The organism is Clostridiisalibacter paucivorans DSM 22131, from assembly GCF_000620125.1.
Lineage (GTDB): Bacteria > Bacillota > Clostridia > Tissierellales > Clostridiisalibacteraceae > Clostridiisalibacter > Clostridiisalibacter paucivorans.
The window spans coordinates 31,817-53,747 of record NZ_JHVL01000007.1 but is presented as its reverse complement, the minus strand read 5'-3'; the positions used below and the strand labels follow the sequence as shown (position 1 = coordinate 53,747).

Sequence of the window (21,931 nt, the reverse complement as noted above, 5' to 3'; positions counted from 1 at the left end):
TCATACAAACCTCATCAATCAAGAAAGAAGGAGGACGCCATGAAATTTATTATTTCAACAGGCAACAGCCGTAAAGATAAAGTTTGGAAAGAACAGACGGTGTCCTGGGAGGAGTTTGCAAAACGACTCTCCCAAACCACCGTCACAAGTGAAACCCAAGAAGAGTATCGCAAGATGAAGAAGTACCAGCAGGACAATGTGAAAGATGTGGGCGGCTTTGTAGCCGGTCAGCTGAAAGACGGAAGAAGAATGAAATCCAGTGTCATAAACCGTTCCATGTTAAGCCTTGATATGGACCATGCAGATGATGCGGTGGCCATAGCTGAGAATATGGAGATGCTCTATGGATACGCATCAGTGATCTACTCCACCCACAAACACACAACGGAAAAACCCAGGCTCAGGCTGATCATCCCACTATCAAGAACAGTGACAGCCGATGAGTACCAAGCGGTCAGTAGAAGAATCGCCAAAGAAATCGGCATCGAGCTTTTCGATGATACCACCTACGAACCTAACAGACTCATGTACTGGCCAAGCACATCCAGTGATGGAGAATATTTCTTTAGGGAAATCAAAGGAAGTTTCTTAAACCCTGACAGTATTCTAAAGCTGTACGACAACTGGCAGGACACATCATCCTGGCCGGTGTCATCAAGTCAAACAAAGCTGTTAGACAGGCTGATGAAAAAGCAAGCGGATCCCATCAGAAAGGAAGGGCTGATCGGAGCCTTTTGTAGGAGCTATACCATTGAAGATGCTATCGAAACGTTTCTTTCAGACGTCTACCAGCCAAGTGTCATGCCTGAGCGTTACGACTATATTCCGGCAGATTCCACAGCGGGTGTTGTGATCTATAGCGGCAAATACGCATATTCCCATCACGCTACGGATCCAGCATGTGGACATCTCTGTAATGCTTTTGACCTTGTAAGGATTCACCGCTTCGGTGAACTGGATGAAGGGGCAGATGAAAAGAAGCAACTGCCATCTGTAAAGGCTATGCTTGAGTTCTGCACGACAGATGAAAAGGTAAGAAAGCAGCTGGCAAAAGAGCGTGAAGAGGAAATGAAAGAGGAGTTTGAAAGGGAAGAAGAAGACTTTAATACCGAGAAAGATGAAACAGAAGAGATTGATGAAGACGAGGATCTCACCTGGCAGCTACAACTTGAACTGAATAAAAACGGAACGGTAAAAGATACACCAACCAACATCCTGACAATCATTAGAAACGATCCAAGACTTAAAGGTGTGGCCTATAACCAGATGACACATTTACTAGATGTCAACGGGAAGCTTCCTTGGAAGCAGGTCAAGCCAGGGTGGAATGACTCGGACCTTGCCAATCTCAAGATGTACTTTGATAAGCATTACGGCATATGGTCACCGGCAAAGATTAAGGATGCGCTATTAACAGCCGCATCAGAGCGAGTGTTTCACCCCATCAAAGATTATCTGGAAGGGCTGCCAGTTTGGGACGGAACCGAGAGAGTAGATAGCCTTCTTATCGACTATCTTGGTGCAGAGGATAACCCATACACAAGGGCGATCATGAGAAAAACCTTAGTGGCAGCGGTTGCTCGTATCTATGAACCAGGTATCAAGTTTGATTATATTCTGGTTCTCAATGGACCGCAGGGTATCGGAAAATCCACCTTCTTTGCAAAACTTGGTGGTAAGTGGTTCTCAGATAGTTTAACCGTATCTGACATGCGCGATAAAGCTGGTGCAGAAAAACTTCAAGGCTATTGGATCCTAGAACTAGGAGAGCTTGCAGGCCTTCGAAAGATTGATGTTGAGACGGTGAAGTCATTCATTACCAGAACAGATGATAAGTTCAGACAGAGCTACGGGATCAATGTGGAAAGTCACCCAAGACAAAGTGTTATCGTCGGAAGCACCAACAGCACCAGCGGCTTCTTAAGAGATGTGACCGGAAACAGAAGATTCTGGCCGGTAAGAGTCAATCACGGAAAGAAAAAGGTCTGGGAGATGACGGATATTGATCAGATTTGGGCTGAAGCCCTTGAAAAGTATAAAGATGGTGAACCGCTAATCCTTATTGGTGATGAAGAGAAGATGGCCTACGAAGAACAGCGTGATGCCATGGAAGCAGATGACCGTGAGGGTTTGGTGGAGCAGTATCTTGAAAAGCCGCTTCCTGATAAGTGGCCTAAGATGGACATCTATGAAAGACGCAGTTATTTGGCTGGTGAGAGCGAGTTTGGTGAAACCATACCTGAAGGAGCCAATCTGAGAACCCGAGTATGCTGCCTGGAAATTTGGTGTGAGTGCTTTGGTAAGGAGAGAAATGCCATTCGTCGAGCTGACTCTTATGAGATTGAAGGAATTCTGATGCGGCTCGGTGGTTGGAAACGATATGAAGGCAATAAGAGAGGGAATATGAGATTCCCGATATACAACGCTCAAAGAGCCTTTGTTAGAGAGGGATACGAGGATACTGACGATGATAGCGATTAAAACGAATTTGGTTAGTAAATCGATTCATAAAAGTATGTAGTCTGAGAACAAGAAATGTGTAGTCTAACTGATGATATGTCGACTGGTAAGAGGTGAAAATGTGTAGTCTGATGTAGTCTAAAAATTCTTAGTCTACATCTTAGACTACAAGGCAGATTCCACTCATATCAAGAGGTTCAGTACGTTAGTAGTCTATGTAGGAGATAACTTAATTGATTAATTATTTTTACTAGTAATAGTAGGAATATAGCCTACATACGCGCGTATAGGTTTTAAACCCTTCAGTCTACAACTATAGACTACAAGATTAGAAGTAAGAATTTGAGAAATGAAACAAAAATTGAAAAGCACTTAGTATTGAACTTATACAGAAATTGGCCAGTAACAATAGCAACAGAAATTGAGGTGAAAGACATGACTGAAAAAGAACTAGAGCTGATGCTCGTGAGAGAAGTGAAAAGAAGAGGTGGGAGAGCTTTTAAGTTTATCTCCCCTGGAATAAATGGAGTGCCTGACCGATTGGTACTTCTGCCCGGAGGCAGAGTAGGATTTGTTGAGGTGAAGGCACCGGGAAAAAAGATGAGACCCAATCAGATAAAGAGAAAAAGTGAGCTGGAAGGGCTAGGGTTTTTGGTTTATTGCCTTGACAATCCAGAAGATATTGGAGGTGTGGTGGATGGGATTGCCAGAAGTTGTACTACCTAAATCAAGACTACCGTATCACCCTCATGAATATCAGACCCACTGTACAGAGTTCATCTTGGAGAAGACTTCAGCAGGTCTGTTCTTAGACATGGGACTTGGCAAGAGTGTGATTACATTAACTGCTCTTGTGGACCTACTCCATGATCGGTTTGAAGTATCCAAGGTCTTAGTGATTGCACCACTCCGAGTGGCAAATACCACATGGCTAGACGAGGTCCTAAAGTGGAAGCATCTGAAGAACTTGAGGGTTTCAAGGGTTCTCGGTAGTGCAAAGGACCGGACCATGGCTCTTTACAAGAAGGCAGATATCTACACCATCAACAGAGAGAATGTCCCGTGGCTCGTGGACTTTTATAAAAACGAATGGCCCTTTGACATGGTGATCATCGATGAGCTATCAAGTTTCAAATCACCATCAGCCAAAAGGTTTAGAGCACTTAAGAAGGTCAGACACAAAATAAAAAGGATTGTGGGGCTGACTGGAACGCCAGCTCCCAATGGCCTCTTGGATATTTGGAGTCAGATTTACCTTCTTGATGGTGGCGAGCGGCTTGGAAGAACCTTTAGTGGATACCGCAGCAGATACTTCCACCCACAGAAATATGTGAACGGTGGTATACCAACAGACTATGCACTGAACGATGATGCAGAGGAAAAGATATACGACAAGATTTCTGATATCTGCATCAGTATGAAAGCTCTAGAGTATCTGAAGATGCCGGAAATCATTTTCAACAAAGTGGAAGTGGAGCTTTCAGAAAAGGAAATGAAGCTTTATAGGAAGCTCGAAAGAGATCTCCTGCTTCCTCTTGAGGATAGCGATGTGGATGCAGCCAATGCAGCGGTGCTTTCCAACAAGCTCCTACAGATGTCGGGTGGAACAGTCTATGACGAGTACGGAGATGTACACCAGATTCATGACAGGAAGCTGGATGCTTTAGAGGATCTTGTTGAAGCAGCCAATGGAAAACCAGTACTGATCTACTATGGATTCAGACATGAGCGTGACCGAATCAAAGAGAGATTTGATGCAGGAGATATTAACACCTCGGAGGACATTGCCAGATGGAATCGGGGAGAGATGAAAATTGCCCTTTGCCATCCGGCATCAGCTGGGCATGGCCTCAATCTTCAAGAGGGTGGTTCCACCATCATTTGGTTTAGTGTCACCTGGAGTCTGGAACTATACCAGCAAGCCAATGCCAGACTGTGGCGTCAAGGCCAAAAACAAACGGTAGTGATCCATCATTTACTAGCCAAAGACACAATAGATCATAGAGTAATGATGGCACTTGATAATAAAGACACTGGTCAGAACGCTTTGATTGAAGCGGTCAAGGCCAGAATAGAAAACTTGAGAAATGGAGGATAAAGAAATGAGTGTAAATAAATTTAATGCTGAAGGCTATCATGACCCAACGGTTTATGAGGCGTTAACCAATATTGAAAAAGAAGAGAAGCAAAGAAAGAAAAAGAAGATCGTGTTTATCTGCAGTCCCTTTGCCGGTGATATCCAAGGAAACACCAGACGTGCAAGAAGGTATGGAAGATTTGCTGTGACTGAGAAAGCAGTACCCATCATCCCGCATTTGATGTACCCACAGTTTCTTGAGGAGGATGATCCAGAAGAACGACAGCTGGGGATTGATATGGGACTCATACTCTTAAGTAAGTGCCATGAGCTTTGGGTCTTTGGGAACAGAATCTCATCAGGGATGAGTGTGGAGATTGCCAGAGCAAAGAGATGGAACATACCCATCAGATATTTTACTAATGAGTGTGCAGAAACTGGAGGTGTGGGCAAATGATGGAGAAGCATTGTTTTGCATATAGAAACAGAAAGTGTAAGGTTTTAAAGGTCAAGAAGTGTGAAGGTGATAGCTGTCCATTCTTTAAGACCAAGGCTCGAGCAGACGAAGACCAGAAGAAGGTTTTTAGAAGAATTAACTCATTGGATCCTGCGACAAGAAGAAATATCATGGATCTTTATTATGGAGGGAAGATGAGTTTATTAGATGATGTGGAGGTGGGCTAATGAATGCAAAGGAATATTTATCTCAAGCAATCTGGCTGGACCAGATGATTGATAGTAAGTTAGAGCAATTGGCAACGCTCAAAAGCCTAGCCATGAAAGTTACATCGAGCTTTACCAAGGAAAAAATCTGTGGTGGGAATATTGAGAAGAGCAAGATGGAAAGCACCATGGTGAAAGTCATTGACCTTGAAAATGAAATCAATGCTGACATTGATCGCTTGGTTGATCTCAAGAAAGACATTCAAGATACCATTAACATGATGGATGATATCAACCAACAGCTCTTACTTGAACTTCGATACCTAAGCGGAAAAGGCTGGGATGAGATTGCAGCTTCCATGGGGTATGATCCAAGAACGGTGTATCGAATTCATGGAAAAGCCCTAAAAGAATTCGAAAGGATGAAATTGTGTCAGTAAATGTCAGTGAATGTCAGTAGGTACCCATGCTATAGTATATGGTGTAAAGGTATAGAAAAAAATTCAAGAACACCATATGCTGTAGCATACGCCTAAGCTATATCGATTCGAATCTTAGGAAACGCAGCATTCTTGGATCCCAAGCTCTGGTTAATGAACTGGAGCTTTTTCTATACCTTTCTTAAGGGAAAACGGGAGGTGAAGCTGATGCCCTGGAAACCAAAGAGCATTTGTAACTATCCTGGGTGTCAGTCGCTGACCCATGATAGATATTGTGAGAAGCACAAGAAAGAAATGATTAGGATTCAGAACGACAGGAGTTCAAAGATGTACACCTACCAGTGGCGAAAGGCCAGCAAGGAGTTTCTTAAGAAGCATCCCCTGTGTGTTCACTGCGAGAGAGAAGGAAGACTCACCCCGGCAACTGAGGTGGACCACATCAAACCACACGGTGGTAACCGGAAACTCTTCTGGAACAAAAACAACTGGCAGCCGCTGTGTAAAAGTTGTCACTCCAAGAAGACCGCTGAAGAAGATGGAGGCTTCGGAAATAATCCGAAACCCACGAGGGGGTAGGGGGTCTCAATCTCTACAGAAGTGGCTAAACGACAACGCGCCAGGGTCTTTTGTGAGAAATCGCAAAAATCCAAAGGGGGGTATATCCCCAAAATTCTTCGCAATATTCACAGGGAGATAATCTCCTGAAAACCGCATGAATAGTGGGATGTAGCCACCCATGAATAAACAAGAAACTAAGTCAAAGTGAATTCATTACAACCTTGAAAAACAGGTGTTTTTCTATAATATTTTATGAGTTTTAGCCTATAGAATTGAGTCTAGGGCTTTTTTAATGCCAAGAAATGGAGGGAATCTGATGAAACAGGACATGATTATAAGGAAAGTTCCGGTAACGGATATCAACCCGGCAGAGTATAACCCAAGAAAAGATTTAAAGCCTGGAGATCCTGCTTATGAAAAGCTGAAAAGGTCCATGACGGAGTTCGGGTATGTGGAGCCAATCATCTGGAATGAAGAGACGGGCAATATTGTCGGCGGCCATCAAAGATATAAGGTGTTGGTGGCAGAAGGTCACATGGAAGTCGAATGTGTCATTGTTAAGATGAGCCCTGAAAGAGAAAAGGCTCTCAATGTTGCGTTAAACAAAGTCACAGGCGATTGGGAGTTTGAAGCTCTGGCTGATCTGATTAAAGATCTCGAAGCACAGGACTTCGATGTGACCCTTACTGGATTTGATGCTGCAGAAATTGAAGACCTCTTTAGTCAGGTTCACGATAAGGATGCAAAAGACGATGATTACGATGTGAATAAAGCATTAGAGGAAGCTGCTTTTGTTAAGCCGGGAGACGTATGGCTCCTCGGAAGACACCGTCTTCTTTGTGGTGATGCAACGAAACCTGAAGATGTAGAAAAGCTCATGGATGGCAAGAAGGCTAATTTGGTCCTGACGGATCCGCCTTATAATGTGGACTTCGAAAGTGCCAGCGGACTTAAGATCCAAAATGATAAACAAGACAACGACACCTTCTATAGTTTCCTGCTTGCTGCCTTTAAGAACATGGCAGACCATACTGCTCCCGGCGGATCCATCTATGTTTTTCATGCAGATACGGAAGGACTCAATTTCAGGAAGGCCTTCATTGAAGCAGGCTTCCACTTAAGTGGTGTGTGTATCTGGAAGAAGAATTCCCTGGTCCTTGGAAGGAGTCCATACAACTGGATCCATGAACCGATTCTCTTCGGATGGCTTAGAGGTGGGAAACACAAGTGGTTCACTGGTAGATCTGAAACGACAGTCTGGAACTACGATAAACCAAAAAAGAATGGTGAGCATCCAACCATGAAGCCGGTACCGCTTCTTTGCTACCCGATAAAGAATTCATCCCAGGTTAACGGGATTGTTATGGACCTATTTGGTGGCAGTGGTTCTACACTTATTGCCTGTGAGCAGATCGACCGAATCGCCTATACACTAGAACTCGACCCCAAGTATGCCACCGTTATTGTTAAAAGATACATTGAGCAGGTTGGGACAGATGATGATGTATATGTACTTCGTGAGGGCGAAAAGGTTCATATCAGTAGTGTTGAGAAACCATCAGAAATTCAAGATGTATAAATAAATACAGTATTTTCCTCATTATTAACTTGCTATATATCTCGTTTAGAGTGATATATGTACATGACCAAAGAAACACACCTAAATGAGAAAGGGGAAAATACCATGGCAAACAAGGATTTTTTAAAGAGCAACTTCGGCATCGAGATTGAATTTACAGGAATCACGAGAAGAAAAGCGGCAAAGATTGTAGCAGAGCATTTAGGCGGTAGCCTCGAAGAACTTCACGATTACTACGGAACCTTCAGAATCACAGCATCCGATGGACGAAAGTGGAAAGTGATGTATGACGGAAGCATAACCACTCAAAAGAAAGTAGGCGGCCATAAGGTTTCAGCCTCAAAAGAATACAGCGTCGAACTGGTCAGCCCAATCCTAACCTACGAAAAGGATATGGCAAGCCTTCAGGAGATTGTAAGAAAACTCAGGAAAGCCGGAGCTTTTTCAGAACAGCAAAACTGCACCGGCATTCACATCCACCTGGACGGCAGGGACCACACACCAAGGTCCATCAGAAACTTCATGAACATTATCTACTCAAGAAACGACCTTTTATACGATGCCCTTCAAATAGAGAGAAGAAGAATGCACTACTGCAAAAAGATGGACCAACGCCTTGTTGAGAGAATGAACAAGAAAAAGCCAACCACCATGAAGCAGATTGAAGACATCTGGTACCAAGACTACAGCGAGAGAAGAGAAAGACACTACCATGAAAGCCGATACCATTTTCTAAACCTTCACAGCCTTTTTAACGGATGCGGAACGGTTGAGCTTAGGGGATTCAACGGAACCCTTCACGCAGGAAAGATTCGAAGCTACGTTGCCTTAAGCCTTGCGATGAACCATCAGGCCTTGACTCAAAAGAGTGCCAGCAGCAAGAAGCCACAGATTGAAAACCCAAAGTTCTCCATGAGAACCTGGCTTAACCGAATCGGTTTTATCGGAGACGATTTCAAGAACTGCAGAGAGCACCTTTGCAAGCACCTGGATGGCAGTGCAGCCTGGAGATTTCGTACAGCCGCATAGATAAAAAAGGCGGCGCCTTTAAACCCACTGAGCGGGAGACCGCTCTTAAGGTGGTAGAAGGGTTCCCATCTACGAACAAAAGCCCACACAGGCGAAGATGAAGGGGATAAACCGCTCTTTAAGAAAGGATGAAGTGATGATGAAAGTGGAAAAAAGACTAAACGTGGCCTACGGGTCCAATCTCAATATCGGTCAAATGGCCATGAGGTGTCCAACGGCTAAGCTTTACGGCAAAGGGATGCTAAAAGGATACCGTCTGTTATTCAAGGGTCAGATGGAAAACGCCTACTGTACCATTGAGAAAAAACGTGGTGGTAAAGTTCCAGTGGTTGTTTGGGAGCTTGAGCCGGAAGATGAAAAGGCACTGGACTTTTACGAAGGCTATCCGAGGTTTTATGAAAAGGAAGATGTGAAAGTCACCTTGGAAGATGGAGCTACCATTACAGCCATGGTGTACATCATGACCGATAAGATTCTAGATAGAATCCATCTCAACCTTCCAAGCAGAAGTTATCTTGAGACTGTGAAAGAAGGTTATAGGGCTGCCGGATTTGATGAAGCATTTATAGAAGATGCTCTGGCCATCAGTGAGAAAGCCATCAAGAAGCATCCACCGAGTTTTCTGTAAGCTTGAGAATATACATCATTTCTCAAGAAAAGACTTGCATATATGTAGCTTTTGAGTGATATATGTTAGTACCGAAAGCAAACAAAATGCAAGGAGGTCAAGGAAATGATGATTCAAAAGAAAGACAGGTTTGAAAGCAGAAGTGGTAAGGTTTATGAAATCGCTGGGAAATGGGATCGAGATTTTATCCTTGCCCCCATTGAAGAAAGTGATGATGAATGCCTGATCTACACCCCAGGCGAGATTGAGGAATTTCTGGAAACAGGGTACTTCAAAAGAGTGGGAGGGAGAAAGTGATGAAAGCATTATTTGGTAGAAAAGTGTGTGACCTAGTAGAGCTGAAAGAACTCACCCACCAAGCCATCAAAGAGGGAAAGAAAGGTCAGCCATACACCATCACGAGAGAAGTGATTCTAAAGGATGAAGAGTTCAGAGATTTTGCCCAGGACTTTTTCAAAGATCAGCCTTGGATCTCCCATGAAGATGGTGGGATGGACCAAGAAGGTAAAATCAGATGCATCAGAGTCGTAAACATCGACACGGGAGAGAAGGTCCTGGTCAATACAGAAGGATATGATTATCCTCGTTACACTGGTCTTGAACTATAAAAACTGAAAAAGCAAAAAGCAGGCTTAGCGGCCTGCTTCTTTGATAAAGGCAATACAATTATTGCAGATGAGCTTTCCTTTGAATTTGCGAGTGCCTTTTGCATTACCGCAGATTGCGCACTGTGGCTCGTACTTGCCGAGGATGATGGTATCTTCACTGGTGAAAATCTCAAGTGGTGATTTCTGATCGATGCCGAGTGTGTCTCTTAGTTCTTTTGGGATGACGATTCTTCCAAGCTGATCAACTTTCCGAACAATGCCTGTTGATTTCATTTGCACCTCCTAGGTTGTTACTACTATGGTATATGAAAGAAATTACCAATTCAATGGTAGAATTTCCAATTCCAAAAATGAAAATATATCGCTTGCTATATCCTGTGTTTAGAGTGATATATGTAAGTACCAAAACGAAGGAGGTATGAATATGGACCGGAAAGAAATGATCAAACAACTGGGCGAGCACTTTGGCGTGAAACCCAAGTACCTAAGTGTTCCAAGCTTTGCTTATGAAATCAGAACAGAAAATGAAGTCTACACCATAGACAGACATGGTGGTATTACGAGAGGCGATGGAGAGCCCATCACCATGGAAGAAATCCTGAATCAACAATTAGAACCAGAGCCACTGACTGATCAAGAGGAAAGTGATGAAGTGCAGATGAATCAAACTGAAACTCATGAGGCAGCTCAAAATGCTGAATCGACTAATCTGCTAGAAGAACTTAGTGGGGTCGAAGTTAAATTAAACTTTGAAGATCACACAGCTGATAGCCTGAAGAATATCATCAACATGCTTTGCAGCAAGCAGCGGCTTATCATGATGGCTTTTGAAACAGAGGAAGCCTTCATGGATGATGGGTTTGCAGAAGACCTGAATAAGCCAGAGATTAAAGATTTGGAGGCGCTTAAAGAAGCCCTTGAAGAACTGGGGACAAACAGGTGTCCAGGATTTCAGATTGATTTTAATGAGAAGACGTTCACCTTCAAACTTCACAGCTCAAACTTGAATCCAGAAAGGATCAAGGCACTTCAGGATTTATGTGTTCTCATAGCGAACTACGGAAGAACCTTAAACCGCGCATCCTACAAACAGGCCCAAGATGATAATCCCAAGTATGCCCTTAGAACCTGGCTGATCCGTATCGGGATGAATGGACCGGAGTATAAGGAAACCAGGAAGACACTTCTTAAGCACCTGGAAGGAAGTGGTGCTTTCAGAAAGGTGGATGAAAATGATGAAACCTAAATGCAGACTCATTGGCGAGGATGGTAACATCTTTAATCTGATGGGGATTGTGTCACGAACCCTGAAGGAAGCTGGGGAGCCTGAAAAGGCAGATGAAATGATTAAGCGAATCACGAGTGGTGCCAAGAGCTATGATGAGGCCCTAGCCATGTTAATGGAATATGTGGATATAGAGTAGGAGGTTCAGATAGATGGATCGATTTTTTAGTCAGAAACATTGTGACCGCTGCGGTGGAAGCTTAGAAGGTGGGCGAATCATGTCGATGTTTAATGAGCAGTGCATCTGCATAAGCTGCAAAGAGCAGGAAACAAAAGACCCTGAATATAACAAAGCTGTGGAAGCAGATCATGAAGAGATTCGAAAAGGGAACTTTAATTATAAAGGAATTCGTGGGAAGTAATCCTTGACTAATTTAGCCTTCAGAGTGATATATGTATATACCAAAACGAAGGAGGCGAAAAAAATGGAGATTTTCTACACAGTAACGATGCAAACGAAAGCGGGTAAGAAGCTATACCTCAGCATGTGGGATGGCCACCCCAAATGGACCTTTGATTTTGACAAAGCCTGCTACTGGGACACCGAAGAGATGGCAGAGAAGTTTTCAAAGAAATGGTTCAAAGACTTCACAGGATGGGCAGTTGAAGAAGTTAAAATCGACATAAACAAAGTGAATTAATAACATTTGGAGCCTTGAAATGGCTCTTTTTCTTTGCAGTAAAAGAAGGAGGTGAAAGTTATGGCAGGTAGAGGAAGACCACCAAAACCTACAGCGGTCAAAGAGCTGGAAGGCAATCCAGGAAAAAGACCACTGAATAAGAATGAACCAAAACCAAAACAGATAGCACCCAAGTGCCCGTCATGGCTGGAACCGGATGCCAAGAAAGAATGGAGAAGGCTATCAAAAGAACTGGAAGCCATGGGACTACTGACTCAAGTGGATATGGCAGCCTTTGCCGGGTACTGTCAAGCCTACGCTAGATGGAAGGAAGCAGAAGAATTCATCTCAAAGCATGGATCCATTTTAAAGACCGCTTCAGGATACATTCAGCAGATTCCTCAGGTGTCCATTGCCCAGCAAAACCTTAAACAAATGAGAAACTTCTGTTCAGAGCTTGGGCTAAGCCCATCTGCCAGAAGTAGACTCAACATCAATAACAGCGGTAACACCATCGAGGGCGATGCCATGGAAGAGCTGCTATCCAATGTACCGAAGGCGGAGGACATTCTAAAAAAGAGTAAGGACGACTAATTTGAAAGGAGGAGACGCCTATGCCATTTAGTGAAGCTCATGCCAATCACGCTATAAACTTTATCGAACAACTGAAGCTGACCAAAGGCAGATGGGCCGGTCAGCCTTTTAAGTTACTTCCCTGGGAGAAGGATTTGGTGAGGCGCCTCTTTGGAACCTTGAGAGAAGATGGTACCCGCCAGTACCGAACCGCTTATGTGGAGATTGGCAAGAAAAACGGTAAGTCGGAGCTGGGCGCAGCCATTGCCCTTTACATGCTTTTAGCTGATGGAGAACCCAACGCAGAAGTGTATGTAGCCGCTTGTGATAGACAACAGGCCAGCATTATTTTTAACACCAGTATGAACTTCGTGGAAGGAAATCCAACTCTATCAAAAGTGACCAATCTGGTGAGATCCACCAAGCGAATCGTCTATCCAAAGACAGGAAGCTTCTATCAGGTATTAAGTTCCGATGTAAAATCAAAATCCGGTATCAATGCTTCCTGCGTTATCCTTGATGAGATTTGGACCTATCCGAATCCAGACCTTGCCAAGATGCTGACCACCGGTTCAGGGGATGCGAGAACCCAGCCGCTGTTTTTATACCTTACCACTGCAGGTAATCAACTCTCTGGCTATGGCTGGGAGATGCATCAAAAGGCGAAAGACATACTTGAAGGCAAGAGAGTAGATCCGACATTCCTGGCCATTATCTATGGGTTAGAAGATGATGCGGACATTGAAGATGAAAACAACTGGTATAAGGCCAACCCTAGTCTTGGCCATACCATTTCTATAGAGAGGGTCAGGGAGCACTACAATCAAGTCAAAGACGATCCGGCAGATCTCGCCTTGTTTAAACAGCTGAGACTGAACATGTGGTTAAAGCAGGAAATCAAATGGATGCCCATGGATAAGTGGGACCTTTGTAACTATCCTGTAGACCCGGAAGAGCTGAAAGGGCGAGTCTGCTATGGAGGTCTTGACCTATCATCAACCAGTGACATCACCGCTTTTGTTTTAGTGTTCCCTCCATTAGAAGAGGGAGACAAGTTTCAGGTGCTCCCATACTTTTGGCTGCCAGAAGAAACCCTTCATCAGCGCGTAAAAAGAGACAGTGTTCCCTATGACATCTGGCACAGGCAGGGACTTCTAAATCTTACAGAAGGAAACGTGGTCCACTATGGATTCATCGAAAAATTCATCGAACGTCTTGGTGAGAAATACAATATCAGAGAAATTGTCTATGACCGCTGGGGTGCAACGCAAATGAGTCAGAACCTAGAGGGTATGGGATTTACCGTTGTACCTTTTGGTCAGGGCTTTAAAGACATGTCTCCACCAACAAAGGATCTCATGCGACTCACCTTAAGTAAGCAGATAGCCCATGGCGGTCACCCGGTTCTTCGGTGGATGGCAGATAACATTGTGGTCAGAACGGACCCTGCTGGAAACATCAAGGTGGATAAGGAAAAGTCCTCAGAAAAGATAGATGGTATTGTGGCCATGATCATGGGCCTTGCCAGAGCTACAGTGAATCCGCCAGATGATGATGGGTCTATTTATGATGAACGCGACATGATCATTTTAGGATAGAAGGGGGTGAACATAGATTATGGCGAACTTTTTTAAATGGCTCTTTAAGGCGAGAGCAGAGCCTACAGATAGTGTCAGTAGTGCACCAAACTTTTATATGGGTCAAAGTATATCGGGAAAAATCGTCAACGAGCGAAGCTCCATGCAGACCACAGCAGTCTTTGCCTGTGTGCGAATCATTGCAGAGACAGTGGCATCATTACCCCTTCACACTTACAGGTATCAAGGTGATGGCAAAGAAAAGCTGTACACCCATCCGCTGTATAGGATACTGCACGATGAACCAAACCCGGAGATGACGTCCTTTACCTTAAGGGAAACCATGATGACCCACCTTCTTCTATGGGGAAATGCCTACTGCCAGATCATTCGAAATGGTAAAGGGGAAGTGGTGCATCTTTATCCCCTGCTTCCCGATAAGATGACGGTGGATCGAGATAAGAATGGCAATCTCTACTACGCTTATAGGAAGGACACCACCACCCATTATCTAGGGCCGGAGGATGTTCTTCATGTACCGGGTCTAGGCTTTGATGGTGTCATGGGTTACTCACCGGTGGCCCTTGCGAAAAATGCCATCGGACTTAACATAGCCGCTGAAGAATATGGTGGGAGGTTCTTTGCCAACAACGCTACACCAAGCGGTATTCTTTCAACATCAGGAACCATCAAGGATCCATCAAAAGTGAGAGATGCCTGGCAGGCGGCTTATGGGGGAAGTGGAAACAGCAACAAGGTGGCAGTCCTTGAAGATGGCCTTCAGTACCAAGCCATCAGCATGCCCAACTCCGATGCGCAGTTTCTTGAAACGAGAAAGTTTCAGATCGAAGAGATTTGTAGAATCTTTCAAGTGCCACCTCATATGGTGGCGGACCTTAGCAAGAGTTCATTCAGTAACATTGAAAACCAATCCATCAGCTTTGTTGTCCATACCATCAGACCTTGGCTGGTCCGAATAGAACAGGCAATGAACAAGAAGCTCTTTCTTGAGAAAGAGAAAGGTCAGTGTTTCGTGTCCTTCAATGCTTCGGCACTTATGCGTGGGGATTATAAATCCAGGATGGATGGATACGCCATCGGTATTCAAAACGGTTTCTTCTCCGTTAATGATGTGAGGAGGATGGAGAACATGGATCCTATTTCTGAAGAAGATGGCGGAGATTTGTATCTGGTCAACGGCAACATGCTACCTCTTAAGATGGCTGGGGCCTATGCAAAGAAATCCATGGATGAGTCTGGTGGTGATGAGCCTTGATGATAAGTGTATAACTTGGCCCATTTCTGTGGACAACTAGAAAACAAATTGGAAGTATCAACAGCATTTCTCAAAATCGAGGAGTGCTTTTTTCATGCCCGAAAGGAGGTTGATTAGATGGACAAATTTTGGCGATGGGTGGTGAATGAAGCCGAGGAGCCTACAGTGAGAACCCTGCACCTTGAAGGGTACATTGCAGAGTCTTCTTGGTTTGATGATGATATCACCCCTAAACAGTTTAAGACGGAGCTTTATGGCAGTGGCCCGGAGACGGATGACATTGTTGTAAAGATACACTCACCAGGTGGAGATACCTTCGCTGCTGCACAGATTTACAACATGCTTAAAGAGTATCCCGGCAAGGTCAGTGTCCATATAGATGGACTCGCAGCCAGTGCCGCTTCAGTCATTGCCATGGCGGGAGATGAAGTGTGTGTTTCCCCACTGTCAGTAATCATGATCCATAACCCAGCCATGCTTATTGCTGGCGAAGTAGCGGATCTGCAGGTGGGGATTAACCTACTCAGTGAAGTAAAAGAGAGCATTATCAATGCTTATCAGACAAAGACGGGCCTTTCCAGAGCGAAAATCTCACACATGATGGACGCTGAAACCTGGATGAGTGCCCACAAAGCCATCGAGCTGAAGTTTGCCGACAAGATTCTTTATGAATCAGAGCCGGTGGATGAAGGTTCCGGTGGCTTTATCTTTGACCAGATGACAGTGACAAATGCTCTAAGGAACAAACTCCCTGGTATTAAGGCGAGGATGAAATACCTAAAAGCACATGATGATGACGCTAGAACTAAGGAGCCAGAAAAGAGCGTAGAACCTGCACCACAAGGTGAAGACGATTTGAAGGCTCCTGCCCATTCAGTAAACCAGATCCCTATTGCCCAGCTGGAAAGACGGCTGGAGCTGATTAAAAATTGGAGGTAATGAATATGAGTAAAATTCAAGAACTAAGAGAGAAACGCGCCAAGGTTTGGGAGCAGGCTAAGTCATTCCTTGATGAACATCGTCAGGAGAATGGTCTGATCAAACCTGAGGACAATGCCGTCTATGAAAAGATGGAAGATGAAGTGGTCAGCCTTGGAAAAGAAATCGAACGACTTGAGCGTCAAGAGATGATGGACAGAGAGCTTTCAGCTGCCCTTAGCAAACCTCTTGCATCAAGACCTGATAAGATGACCGAAGAAAAAACCGGCAGAGCATCTGATGCCTATAAGAGTGCCTTTTGGGGTGCCATGAGAAACAAGATGAACCCTGCAGTTCACAACGCACTTCAGATCGGGACCGATTCAGAGGGTGGCTTCCTTGTACCGGATGAGTATGAGAACCAATTGATTCAGGCACTTCAGGAGGCCAACCTTCTTAGAAATCTGTGTAACGTGATTACGACCAGCTATGGTGATCGAAAGATTCCTGTAGTTGCGAGCCATGGATCCGCTGCATGGATGGACGAAGAGGGTGCATTCCAAGAGAGCGACGATGCCTTCACCCAGGTGACCTTGTCAGCTTACAAACTTGGTACCATGCTGAAGGTTTCTGATGAGCTTCTTAATGATAGCTACTTCGACCTTGAAGCCTACATTGCAGCTGAGTTTGCAAGACGAATCGGTGCTGCAGAAGAGGAAAGCTTCCTCACTGGAAATGGAAGCAGCAAACCTACAGGTCTTCTTCATACAACTGGTGGAGCAAGCCTTGGTGTGACTGCTGCAAGCGCAACAGCCATCACCATTGATGAGGTACTGGACCTGTACCACAGCTTGAAGTCGGCCTATAGAAAGAATGCGACCTTCCTTGTGAACGATGCGACCATCAAAGCCATTAGAAAGCTCAAAGATGGTCAGGGTCAGTACTTGTGGCAGCCATCTGTTCAGGCAGGAACACCGGATACGATTCTGAATCGTCCAGTGGTGACTTCTCAGTACATGCCAGTAGCTGCAGCGGGTGAGAAGACTATTCTCTTTGGAGACTTCAAGTACTACTGGATTGCTGATCGTCAGGGTAGAACCTTCAAACGTCTGAATGAACTCTATGCAGCAAATGGTCAGGTCGGATTCCTTGCATCTCAGAGACTGGATGCGAAGTTGATCCTTCCTGAAGCCATCAAGGTCCTTCAGCAAAAGGCCTAAGTAATTTAACGGGAAGGTAGTTCTAGTTACTGCCTTCCTTTCACTTTGATAAGGAGGGAAAACCATGGGATATAACACAAAAAACTATACCGAGCAGGGTGGCGATAAAACCGTTATCGGTGGAGAGCTTGCCGTAACTGCAGAAGGAAAAATCACATTTGGTGGAGCAGAGTTGAAACCTGCAGCTTTTCAAGCAGACAGCACCGCTGTAGATGTGGCGGATTTGGTAGCAGATTTCAATGCCTTACTTTTAAAGCTTAAAACCGCTGGCCTGATGGAAAGCGAGTGATGGTAGATGACGCTTCTTGAGAAGGTAAAACAAAATCTCATTGTAACCCATAATGAGGATGATGCCTTGCTAGAAGGGTTCATTACCGCTGCCATCAGCTACGCCGAAGGTTATCAGCATCTAGGGACGGACTTCTACAAAGAAAACACCATGTCACCGACCACCGAGCAAGGGGTCATTATGCTGGCTTCTCATTTTTATGAGAGTCGTGATGGCTCCACCGGTGGTTTCTTTAATGACAATGTCAGTGCTTCAGAACAGGTGTGGAAGACAGTACATCTACTTCTACGCATGGGAAAGGAGTGGCAGGTCTGATGAAACGGCTATGGGTGAAGAAAAGAAGGAAACGTCAGAAAAGATGCTACCGAAAAGGCAGACGAAAGGATCGCAGTCATGGTTATGAGGAGAAGGCAGTAAAGGCAGGTGAAGGGTATGAGCTTTGGGAAGATGAACACCCGAATCGACATAATCGATTCGATTCCCATGAAAGACGATGAAGGATTCTCTTCTAAGGGAGAAGAGATCATCGCCAGTGTTCGTGCGTATAGGGATGAAAGACACGGATCAAGAAAGTGGGCCAATATGGCCGCCTACACCAAGGCTAATGCTACCTTTCAGTTTAGAAGGATTCCTGATGCGGTGATTGAACCTGGCATGCTGATTCGCTGTGATACCGGTGAGTACCGAATCTTAAGCGTTGAGGTTATTATGGGATTTTATTTAGAAGTAGCAGCAGAAAAAATTGAAGCCACGAAGGACTAGGGGGTGATTTCATGGCGCGAGCAACCTACAAGCTACCTGAAGACTTTTTGTTGAAGGTATCTACCCTGGCCGAGAAGACCGATGAAATCATACCGAAAGTCCTAAAAGAAGGTGGCGAAGTGGTGAAAGCCAAAGTGAAGTCAAACCTTCAGGCGGTTATTGGAAATGATACAAAGTTGCCTTCAAGATCAACTGGAGAGCTGATTGATGCCCTTGGGGTTTCTCCGGCTGGGATTAATCGTAATGGGGACTACGATGTGAAGGTGGGATTTGATGAACCTAGAAGTGACGGTGAGTCAAACGCCAAGCTTGCAAACATTCTAGAGTATGGAAAATCCGGTCAGCCGGCCAAGCCATTCTTGAAGCCGGCAAAAACAGCCAGCCGGAATGCCTGTATTGAGACAATGAAAAGAAAGCTGGATGAAGAGATCAGTAAAATCTAAAGATAAGGAGGGCGAGCGAAATGTATAACAGTATTTTGAAGGATATAGGCGAGGTCCTTGAGCCTTTGGGGATTCCCATTGAAACAGGTGTATTCAGTAAAAAAGCGCCGGATGAATATCTGGTCCTTATCCCTATGAGTGATATGTTCGATCATTATGCTGACGATCTGCCAGGAGCAGAACTACAGGAAGTTCGCCTCTCCTTGTTTTCTAAGGGCAACTACCAGGCGAGAAAGAATGAAGTGGTAAAAGTACTACTGGGAGCAGGCTTTATCATAACGGACAGAAGGTATCTCGGATACGAAGAAGATACCGGTTTTCACCACTTCGCCATCGATGTGGCGAGAGAATATGAAGTGAAATTTTAGCTGAAACAGATTCAGCGATTTTGAAGGAGGAATAGACATGGCAACAATCGGATTGGACAGTCTTTATTATGCCAAGATTACAGAAGATCAAAATGGCATCGAAACCTATGGCACACCAAAGGTCCTGGCAAAAGCCATGACAGCTGAGCTAAGCGTGGAACTGATTGAAGCGATTCTTTATGCAGATGATGGTGCATCAGAAGTTGTGAAGGAATTTAAAAGTGGCGCACTGACACTTGGAATCGATGATATCGGGTCATTGGTAGCTCAGGATTTGACTGGATGTAAAATCGACAGCAACAATGTCGTTGTTTCGAGAAGCGAAGACGGGGGAAGTCCGGTGGCAGTCGGGTTTCGTGCTAAGAAAGCCAATGGAAAGTATCGCTACTTTTGGCTCTACAGAGTTATTTTCAGTGTGCCAGCCACAACCCTTGCAACTAAGGGAGACTCCATTACTTTTAGTAGTCCCACCATAGAAGGGACTGTGTTTAGACGAAACAAGCTGGATGGAGAAAACAAGCATCCTTGGAAAGCAGAAGTGACAGAAGGGGATACAGGAGTATCAGCTTCAACAATTTCAAGCTGGTTCACATCAGTTTATGAACCGGACTTTACAGCAGTAACGCCGACCATTACCATCACAACTCAACCTGCAGGGCTGACGGAAGTAACAGCCGGTAGTATTACAGGAAGCCTTTCTGTCGTAGCTGAGTCCAACACCAGCGATCCAGTAACATACCAGTGGTATGAGAACACTATCGATAGTACAACCGGAGGCACTGCTATTAACGGAGAGACATCGGCAAGCTTTGATATTCCAACGGATCTTCTGGCGGATACCTATTACTATTACTGTGTTCTTAGCCTTGTTGGTGCCAGTGATGTAACGACAACCGTAGCTACAGTGACGGTATCTTAATGGGAGGTAAATAGTAATGGCAGATGAGAAAATAAAATTAGATGAAGTATCAGAAGAGAGAAGCACGACAATAAACATCGGTGGTACTGACTTCAAACTGATCCTAACAACAAAAGCGACAAAGGCGATTGCCGGACGCTATGGTGGGCTTGAGAACTTAGGGGCCAAGCTGATGAAGACCGAGAACTTCGAGATGGCACTGGATGAGATTGTATGGCTGATAACCCTTCTGGCAAACCAGTCCATTCTGATCCATAACATCAGGAATAAGGATGAGAAGAAAGAACTCCTCACCGAAGAGGAAGTTGAGCTTCTCACTACTCCCTTTGATTTGGCTGAGTACAAGAATGCCATCATGGCCAGTATGATGAGGGGAACCAAGAGAAACGTGGAGAGTGAACCCTCAAAAAACGAGGTGGTCGGGTAAGTGACGAAGAACTCTTTACCCGACTGATCTACTATGGCACAGCCCATCTTAACCGAAAAGAAGACGAGGTGTGGCTGATGCCTATCGGATACCTCATGGACCTTTGGGAATGTCACAAACAGTTCATTGGTATTGCAAAGCCAAAACTGGAGTTATTCATCGACGATGTTATTCCCTCATGGCTGTAGATGTCCTTTTGGTGCGTAAATAAACAAGTATATACGAACAAGAATGACAAAGATGAGGGTTGGCATGTGTGCTAATAATAAGCTTTAGATTTGCATGTATGTCATTTTCAGACTATAGGTAATGTAACATCAAAGACTTAAAATGTAACTGTAAGATTGTTACATTAAAAATCAAAAAGTTAAATTACACTGACACCGAAATATGGTGTCTCTTTTCATACCCTCTTATTGCTCACACAAAGTTTTTATTGCATAAAGTTATCGTATATGATAACATGTAATCGAAGGAAGTATTAGCAGAGGGGGGAACTAGGTTGGCACACGACGTTGAATTTTATCAAAAAGAAAATGGCGAAGTTCCAGTGAAAGACTTCCTAGAATCCTTACCTGTTAAACTAAGAGCTAAGACTTTTCGAGAAATTGAACTTTTAAAAGATCATGGACTTGACCTGAGAGAACCGCATACAAAATCAATTAAAGGGAAAGATAATAAAGGAATTTATGAATTGCGAGTTAAGTTCTCTACGGATATAGCTAGAGTATTCTATTTTGCATATACTGGTAGTAGATTTATCTTGCTCCATGGTTTTGTGAAAAAAACTAATAAGACTCCTTCGAGGGAACTTGATAGAGCAAGAAAATATAAAGAGGATTATGAAAGAAGGTGTAATGATGAGTAAAGTGAATGTGAAAACGAAATCTGCCGGAGTAAAGTTCGAAGATATTAAGGCTCAACTTATGGAAGATGCTGAATTTGAAGAAGAGTATAACAAATTACAACCAAGATACGAATTGATTTCACAGATTATCGAAGCAAGAAAAAGCATGAAAATGACTCAAGAAGAATTGGCAAAAAGAGCTGGAACCAGAAAATCTAATATCTCCAGGCTTGAAAGTGGGTCCTATAATCCATCGTTAGACTTCCTTATTAAAATTGCTAAAAGCTTAGGTAAAGAAGTTCATATAGATATTCGGTGACGATTGATTTTTATTAGGTAACTTACTTTCAACCAAAAACAAAATA

The 21,931-nt window shown here is 44.1% G+C and carries 32 protein-coding genes; 31 read left to right on the top strand and 1 reads right to left on the bottom strand.

The annotated features are described in order from the left end of the window. Window positions 1-39 precede the first annotated feature (39 nt). From Q326_RS0104670 to Q326_RS0104615, 12 genes are all read left to right on the top strand, one after another. The gene (locus tag Q326_RS0104670) at window positions 40-2,481 is read left to right on the top strand and encodes a virulence-associated E family protein (protein WP_026894314.1); all 2,442 of its coding nucleotides are present in this window, start codon (window positions 40-42) and stop codon (window positions 2,479-2,481) included. Between the two features lie 321 nt (window positions 2,482-2,802). Beyond that, entirely contained in the window at window positions 2,803-3,186 is a 384-nt protein-coding gene (locus tag Q326_RS0104665; protein ID WP_250160307.1) for a VRR-NUC domain-containing protein, read from the top strand. Continuing rightward, window positions 3,158-4,558, top strand: coding sequence for a DEAD/DEAH box helicase (locus Q326_RS0104660; protein WP_051531147.1), 1,401 nt, complete (start codon window positions 3,158-3,160; stop codon window positions 4,556-4,558). The genes Q326_RS0104665 and Q326_RS0104660 overlap by 29 nt, the downstream gene beginning before the upstream one ends. A gap of 4 nt (window positions 4,559-4,562) precedes the next feature. Continuing rightward, on the top strand, window positions 4,563-4,994 hold the full coding sequence (locus Q326_RS0104655) for a DUF7768 domain-containing protein (protein ID WP_026894311.1): 432 nt from the start codon (window positions 4,563-4,565) through the stop codon (window positions 4,992-4,994). After that, window positions 4,991-5,221 carry a hypothetical protein gene (locus tag Q326_RS0104650; protein ID WP_051531146.1) on the top strand — a complete coding sequence of 77 codons (231 nt, stop codon included), beginning with the start codon at window positions 4,991-4,993 and terminating at the stop codon, window positions 5,219-5,221. Before Q326_RS0104655 ends, Q326_RS0104650 begins: the two co-directional genes overlap by 4 nt. After that, a complete protein-coding gene (locus Q326_RS0104645; RefSeq protein WP_026894309.1) occupies window positions 5,221-5,640 on the top strand; it encodes a DUF722 domain-containing protein in 420 nt (139 codons plus the stop codon). The genes Q326_RS0104650 and Q326_RS0104645 overlap by 1 nt, the downstream gene beginning before the upstream one ends. Before the next feature lie 207 nt (window positions 5,641-5,847). After that, window positions 5,848-6,216, top strand: coding sequence for an HNH endonuclease (locus Q326_RS0104640; RefSeq protein ID WP_026894308.1), 369 nt, complete (start codon window positions 5,848-5,850; stop codon window positions 6,214-6,216). 298 nt (window positions 6,217-6,514) lie between these two features. Beyond that, the gene (locus Q326_RS0104635; protein ID WP_250160306.1) at window positions 6,515-7,777 is read left to right on the top strand and encodes a site-specific DNA-methyltransferase; all 1,263 of its coding nucleotides are present in this window, start codon (window positions 6,515-6,517) and stop codon (window positions 7,775-7,777) included. A 105-nt stretch (window positions 7,778-7,882) separates the two neighbouring features. Continuing rightward, window positions 7,883-8,806: an amidoligase family protein gene (locus tag Q326_RS0104630; RefSeq protein ID WP_026894306.1), complete on the top strand. Its 924-nt coding sequence runs from the start codon at window positions 7,883-7,885 to the stop codon at window positions 8,804-8,806. A 136-nt stretch (window positions 8,807-8,942) separates the two neighbouring features. Next, window positions 8,943-9,434: a gamma-glutamylcyclotransferase family protein gene (locus Q326_RS0104625; protein ID WP_245592060.1), complete on the top strand. Its 492-nt coding sequence runs from the start codon at window positions 8,943-8,945 to the stop codon at window positions 9,432-9,434. Between the two features lie 105 nt (window positions 9,435-9,539). Beyond that, entirely contained in the window at window positions 9,540-9,731 is a 192-nt protein-coding gene (locus tag Q326_RS0104620) for a hypothetical protein (protein ID WP_026894304.1), read from the top strand. After that, on the top strand, window positions 9,731-10,042 hold the full coding sequence (locus Q326_RS0104615; RefSeq protein WP_026894303.1) for a hypothetical protein: 312 nt from the start codon (window positions 9,731-9,733) through the stop codon (window positions 10,040-10,042). Before Q326_RS0104620 ends, Q326_RS0104615 begins: the two co-directional genes overlap by 1 nt. 24 nt (window positions 10,043-10,066) lie before the next feature. On the opposite strand, the gene Q326_RS19040 is transcribed toward Q326_RS0104615, so the two are convergent. Next, entirely contained in the window at window positions 10,067-10,315 is a 249-nt protein-coding gene (locus Q326_RS19040; RefSeq protein ID WP_026894302.1) for an AbrB/MazE/SpoVT family DNA-binding domain-containing protein, read from the bottom strand. A gap of 151 nt (window positions 10,316-10,466) precedes the next feature. Here Q326_RS19040 and Q326_RS16695 point away from each other — a divergent pair, with 151 nt between their 5' ends. The 19 genes from Q326_RS16695 (at window position 10,467) to Q326_RS0104520 (ending at window position 21,885) form a co-directional block, all read left to right on the top strand. After that, window positions 10,467-11,288: a hypothetical protein gene (locus Q326_RS16695; protein ID WP_051531140.1), complete on the top strand. Its 822-nt coding sequence runs from the start codon at window positions 10,467-10,469 to the stop codon at window positions 11,286-11,288. After that, window positions 11,275-11,466, top strand: coding sequence for a hypothetical protein (locus tag Q326_RS0104600; RefSeq protein WP_026894301.1), 192 nt, complete (start codon window positions 11,275-11,277; stop codon window positions 11,464-11,466). Before Q326_RS16695 ends, Q326_RS0104600 begins: the two co-directional genes overlap by 14 nt. A 13-nt stretch (window positions 11,467-11,479) precedes the next feature. Beyond that, window positions 11,480-11,689: a hypothetical protein gene (locus tag Q326_RS0104595; protein WP_026894300.1), complete on the top strand. Its 210-nt coding sequence runs from the start codon at window positions 11,480-11,482 to the stop codon at window positions 11,687-11,689. A 63-nt stretch (window positions 11,690-11,752) separates the two neighbouring features. Beyond that, the gene (locus tag Q326_RS0104590; protein ID WP_026894299.1) at window positions 11,753-11,968 is read left to right on the top strand and encodes a hypothetical protein; all 216 of its coding nucleotides are present in this window, start codon (window positions 11,753-11,755) and stop codon (window positions 11,966-11,968) included. A gap of 60 nt (window positions 11,969-12,028) precedes the next feature. After that, on the top strand, window positions 12,029-12,541 hold the full coding sequence (locus Q326_RS0104585) for a phage terminase small subunit P27 family (RefSeq protein WP_026894298.1): 513 nt from the start codon (window positions 12,029-12,031) through the stop codon (window positions 12,539-12,541). Between the two features lie 20 nt (window positions 12,542-12,561). Beyond that, window positions 12,562-14,118 carry a terminase large subunit gene (locus Q326_RS0104580; RefSeq protein WP_026894297.1) on the top strand — a complete coding sequence of 519 codons (1,557 nt, stop codon included), beginning with the start codon at window positions 12,562-12,564 and terminating at the stop codon, window positions 14,116-14,118. Between the two features lie 19 nt (window positions 14,119-14,137). Beyond that, entirely contained in the window at window positions 14,138-15,373 is a 1,236-nt protein-coding gene (locus Q326_RS16690) for a phage portal protein (RefSeq protein WP_034601129.1), read from the top strand. A gap of 117 nt (window positions 15,374-15,490) precedes the next feature. Continuing rightward, on the top strand, window positions 15,491-16,312 hold the full coding sequence (locus Q326_RS16685) for a head maturation protease, ClpP-related (protein ID WP_026894296.1): 822 nt from the start codon (window positions 15,491-15,493) through the stop codon (window positions 16,310-16,312). A gap of 5 nt (window positions 16,313-16,317) precedes the next feature. Beyond that, a complete protein-coding gene (locus tag Q326_RS0104565; protein WP_026894295.1) occupies window positions 16,318-17,511 on the top strand; it encodes a phage major capsid protein in 1,194 nt (397 codons plus the stop codon). 64 nt (window positions 17,512-17,575) lie between these two features. Further along, on the top strand, window positions 17,576-17,800 hold the full coding sequence (locus tag Q326_RS0104560; RefSeq protein WP_026894294.1) for a head fiber protein: 225 nt from the start codon (window positions 17,576-17,578) through the stop codon (window positions 17,798-17,800). 6 nt (window positions 17,801-17,806) lie between these two features. Continuing rightward, the gene (locus tag Q326_RS0104555) at window positions 17,807-18,115 is read left to right on the top strand and encodes a head-tail connector protein (protein ID WP_026894293.1); all 309 of its coding nucleotides are present in this window, start codon (window positions 17,807-17,809) and stop codon (window positions 18,113-18,115) included. Next, a complete protein-coding gene (locus tag Q326_RS18655) occupies window positions 18,115-18,297 on the top strand; it encodes a hypothetical protein (RefSeq protein WP_169733574.1) in 183 nt (60 codons plus the stop codon). The genes Q326_RS0104555 and Q326_RS18655 overlap by 1 nt, the downstream gene beginning before the upstream one ends. Further along, complete coding sequence (locus Q326_RS0104550) at window positions 18,284-18,562, top strand: head-tail adaptor protein (protein WP_250160305.1); 279 nt, start codon at window positions 18,284-18,286, stop codon at window positions 18,560-18,562. The genes Q326_RS18655 and Q326_RS0104550 overlap by 14 nt, the downstream gene beginning before the upstream one ends. A gap of 11 nt (window positions 18,563-18,573) precedes the next feature. After that, window positions 18,574-19,005, top strand: coding sequence for an HK97-gp10 family putative phage morphogenesis protein (locus Q326_RS0104545; protein WP_026894291.1), 432 nt, complete (start codon window positions 18,574-18,576; stop codon window positions 19,003-19,005). A gap of 20 nt (window positions 19,006-19,025) precedes the next feature. Then, window positions 19,026-19,373 (top strand): hypothetical protein, encoded by a 348-nt coding sequence (locus Q326_RS0104540; protein WP_034601127.1) that lies wholly within the window; start codon window positions 19,026-19,028, stop codon window positions 19,371-19,373. Window positions 19,374-19,410: 37 nt separating this feature from the next. Beyond that, window positions 19,411-20,292, top strand: a complete 882-nt coding sequence (locus Q326_RS16680; RefSeq protein WP_084489533.1) for a major tail protein — start codon at window positions 19,411-19,413, stop codon at window positions 20,290-20,292. A gap of 16 nt (window positions 20,293-20,308) precedes the next feature. After that, window positions 20,309-20,719 carry a hypothetical protein gene (locus tag Q326_RS0104530; protein WP_051531138.1) on the top strand — a complete coding sequence of 137 codons (411 nt, stop codon included), beginning with the start codon at window positions 20,309-20,311 and terminating at the stop codon, window positions 20,717-20,719. A 502-nt stretch (window positions 20,720-21,221) separates the two neighbouring features. Beyond that, the gene (locus Q326_RS0104525) at window positions 21,222-21,587 is read left to right on the top strand and encodes a type II toxin-antitoxin system RelE/ParE family toxin (protein WP_026894288.1); all 366 of its coding nucleotides are present in this window, start codon (window positions 21,222-21,224) and stop codon (window positions 21,585-21,587) included. Beyond that, window positions 21,580-21,885, top strand: coding sequence for a helix-turn-helix transcriptional regulator (locus tag Q326_RS0104520; RefSeq protein ID WP_034601125.1), 306 nt, complete (start codon window positions 21,580-21,582; stop codon window positions 21,883-21,885). Before Q326_RS0104525 ends, Q326_RS0104520 begins: the two co-directional genes overlap by 8 nt. The last annotated feature ends 46 nt before the right edge of the window (window positions 21,886-21,931 follow it).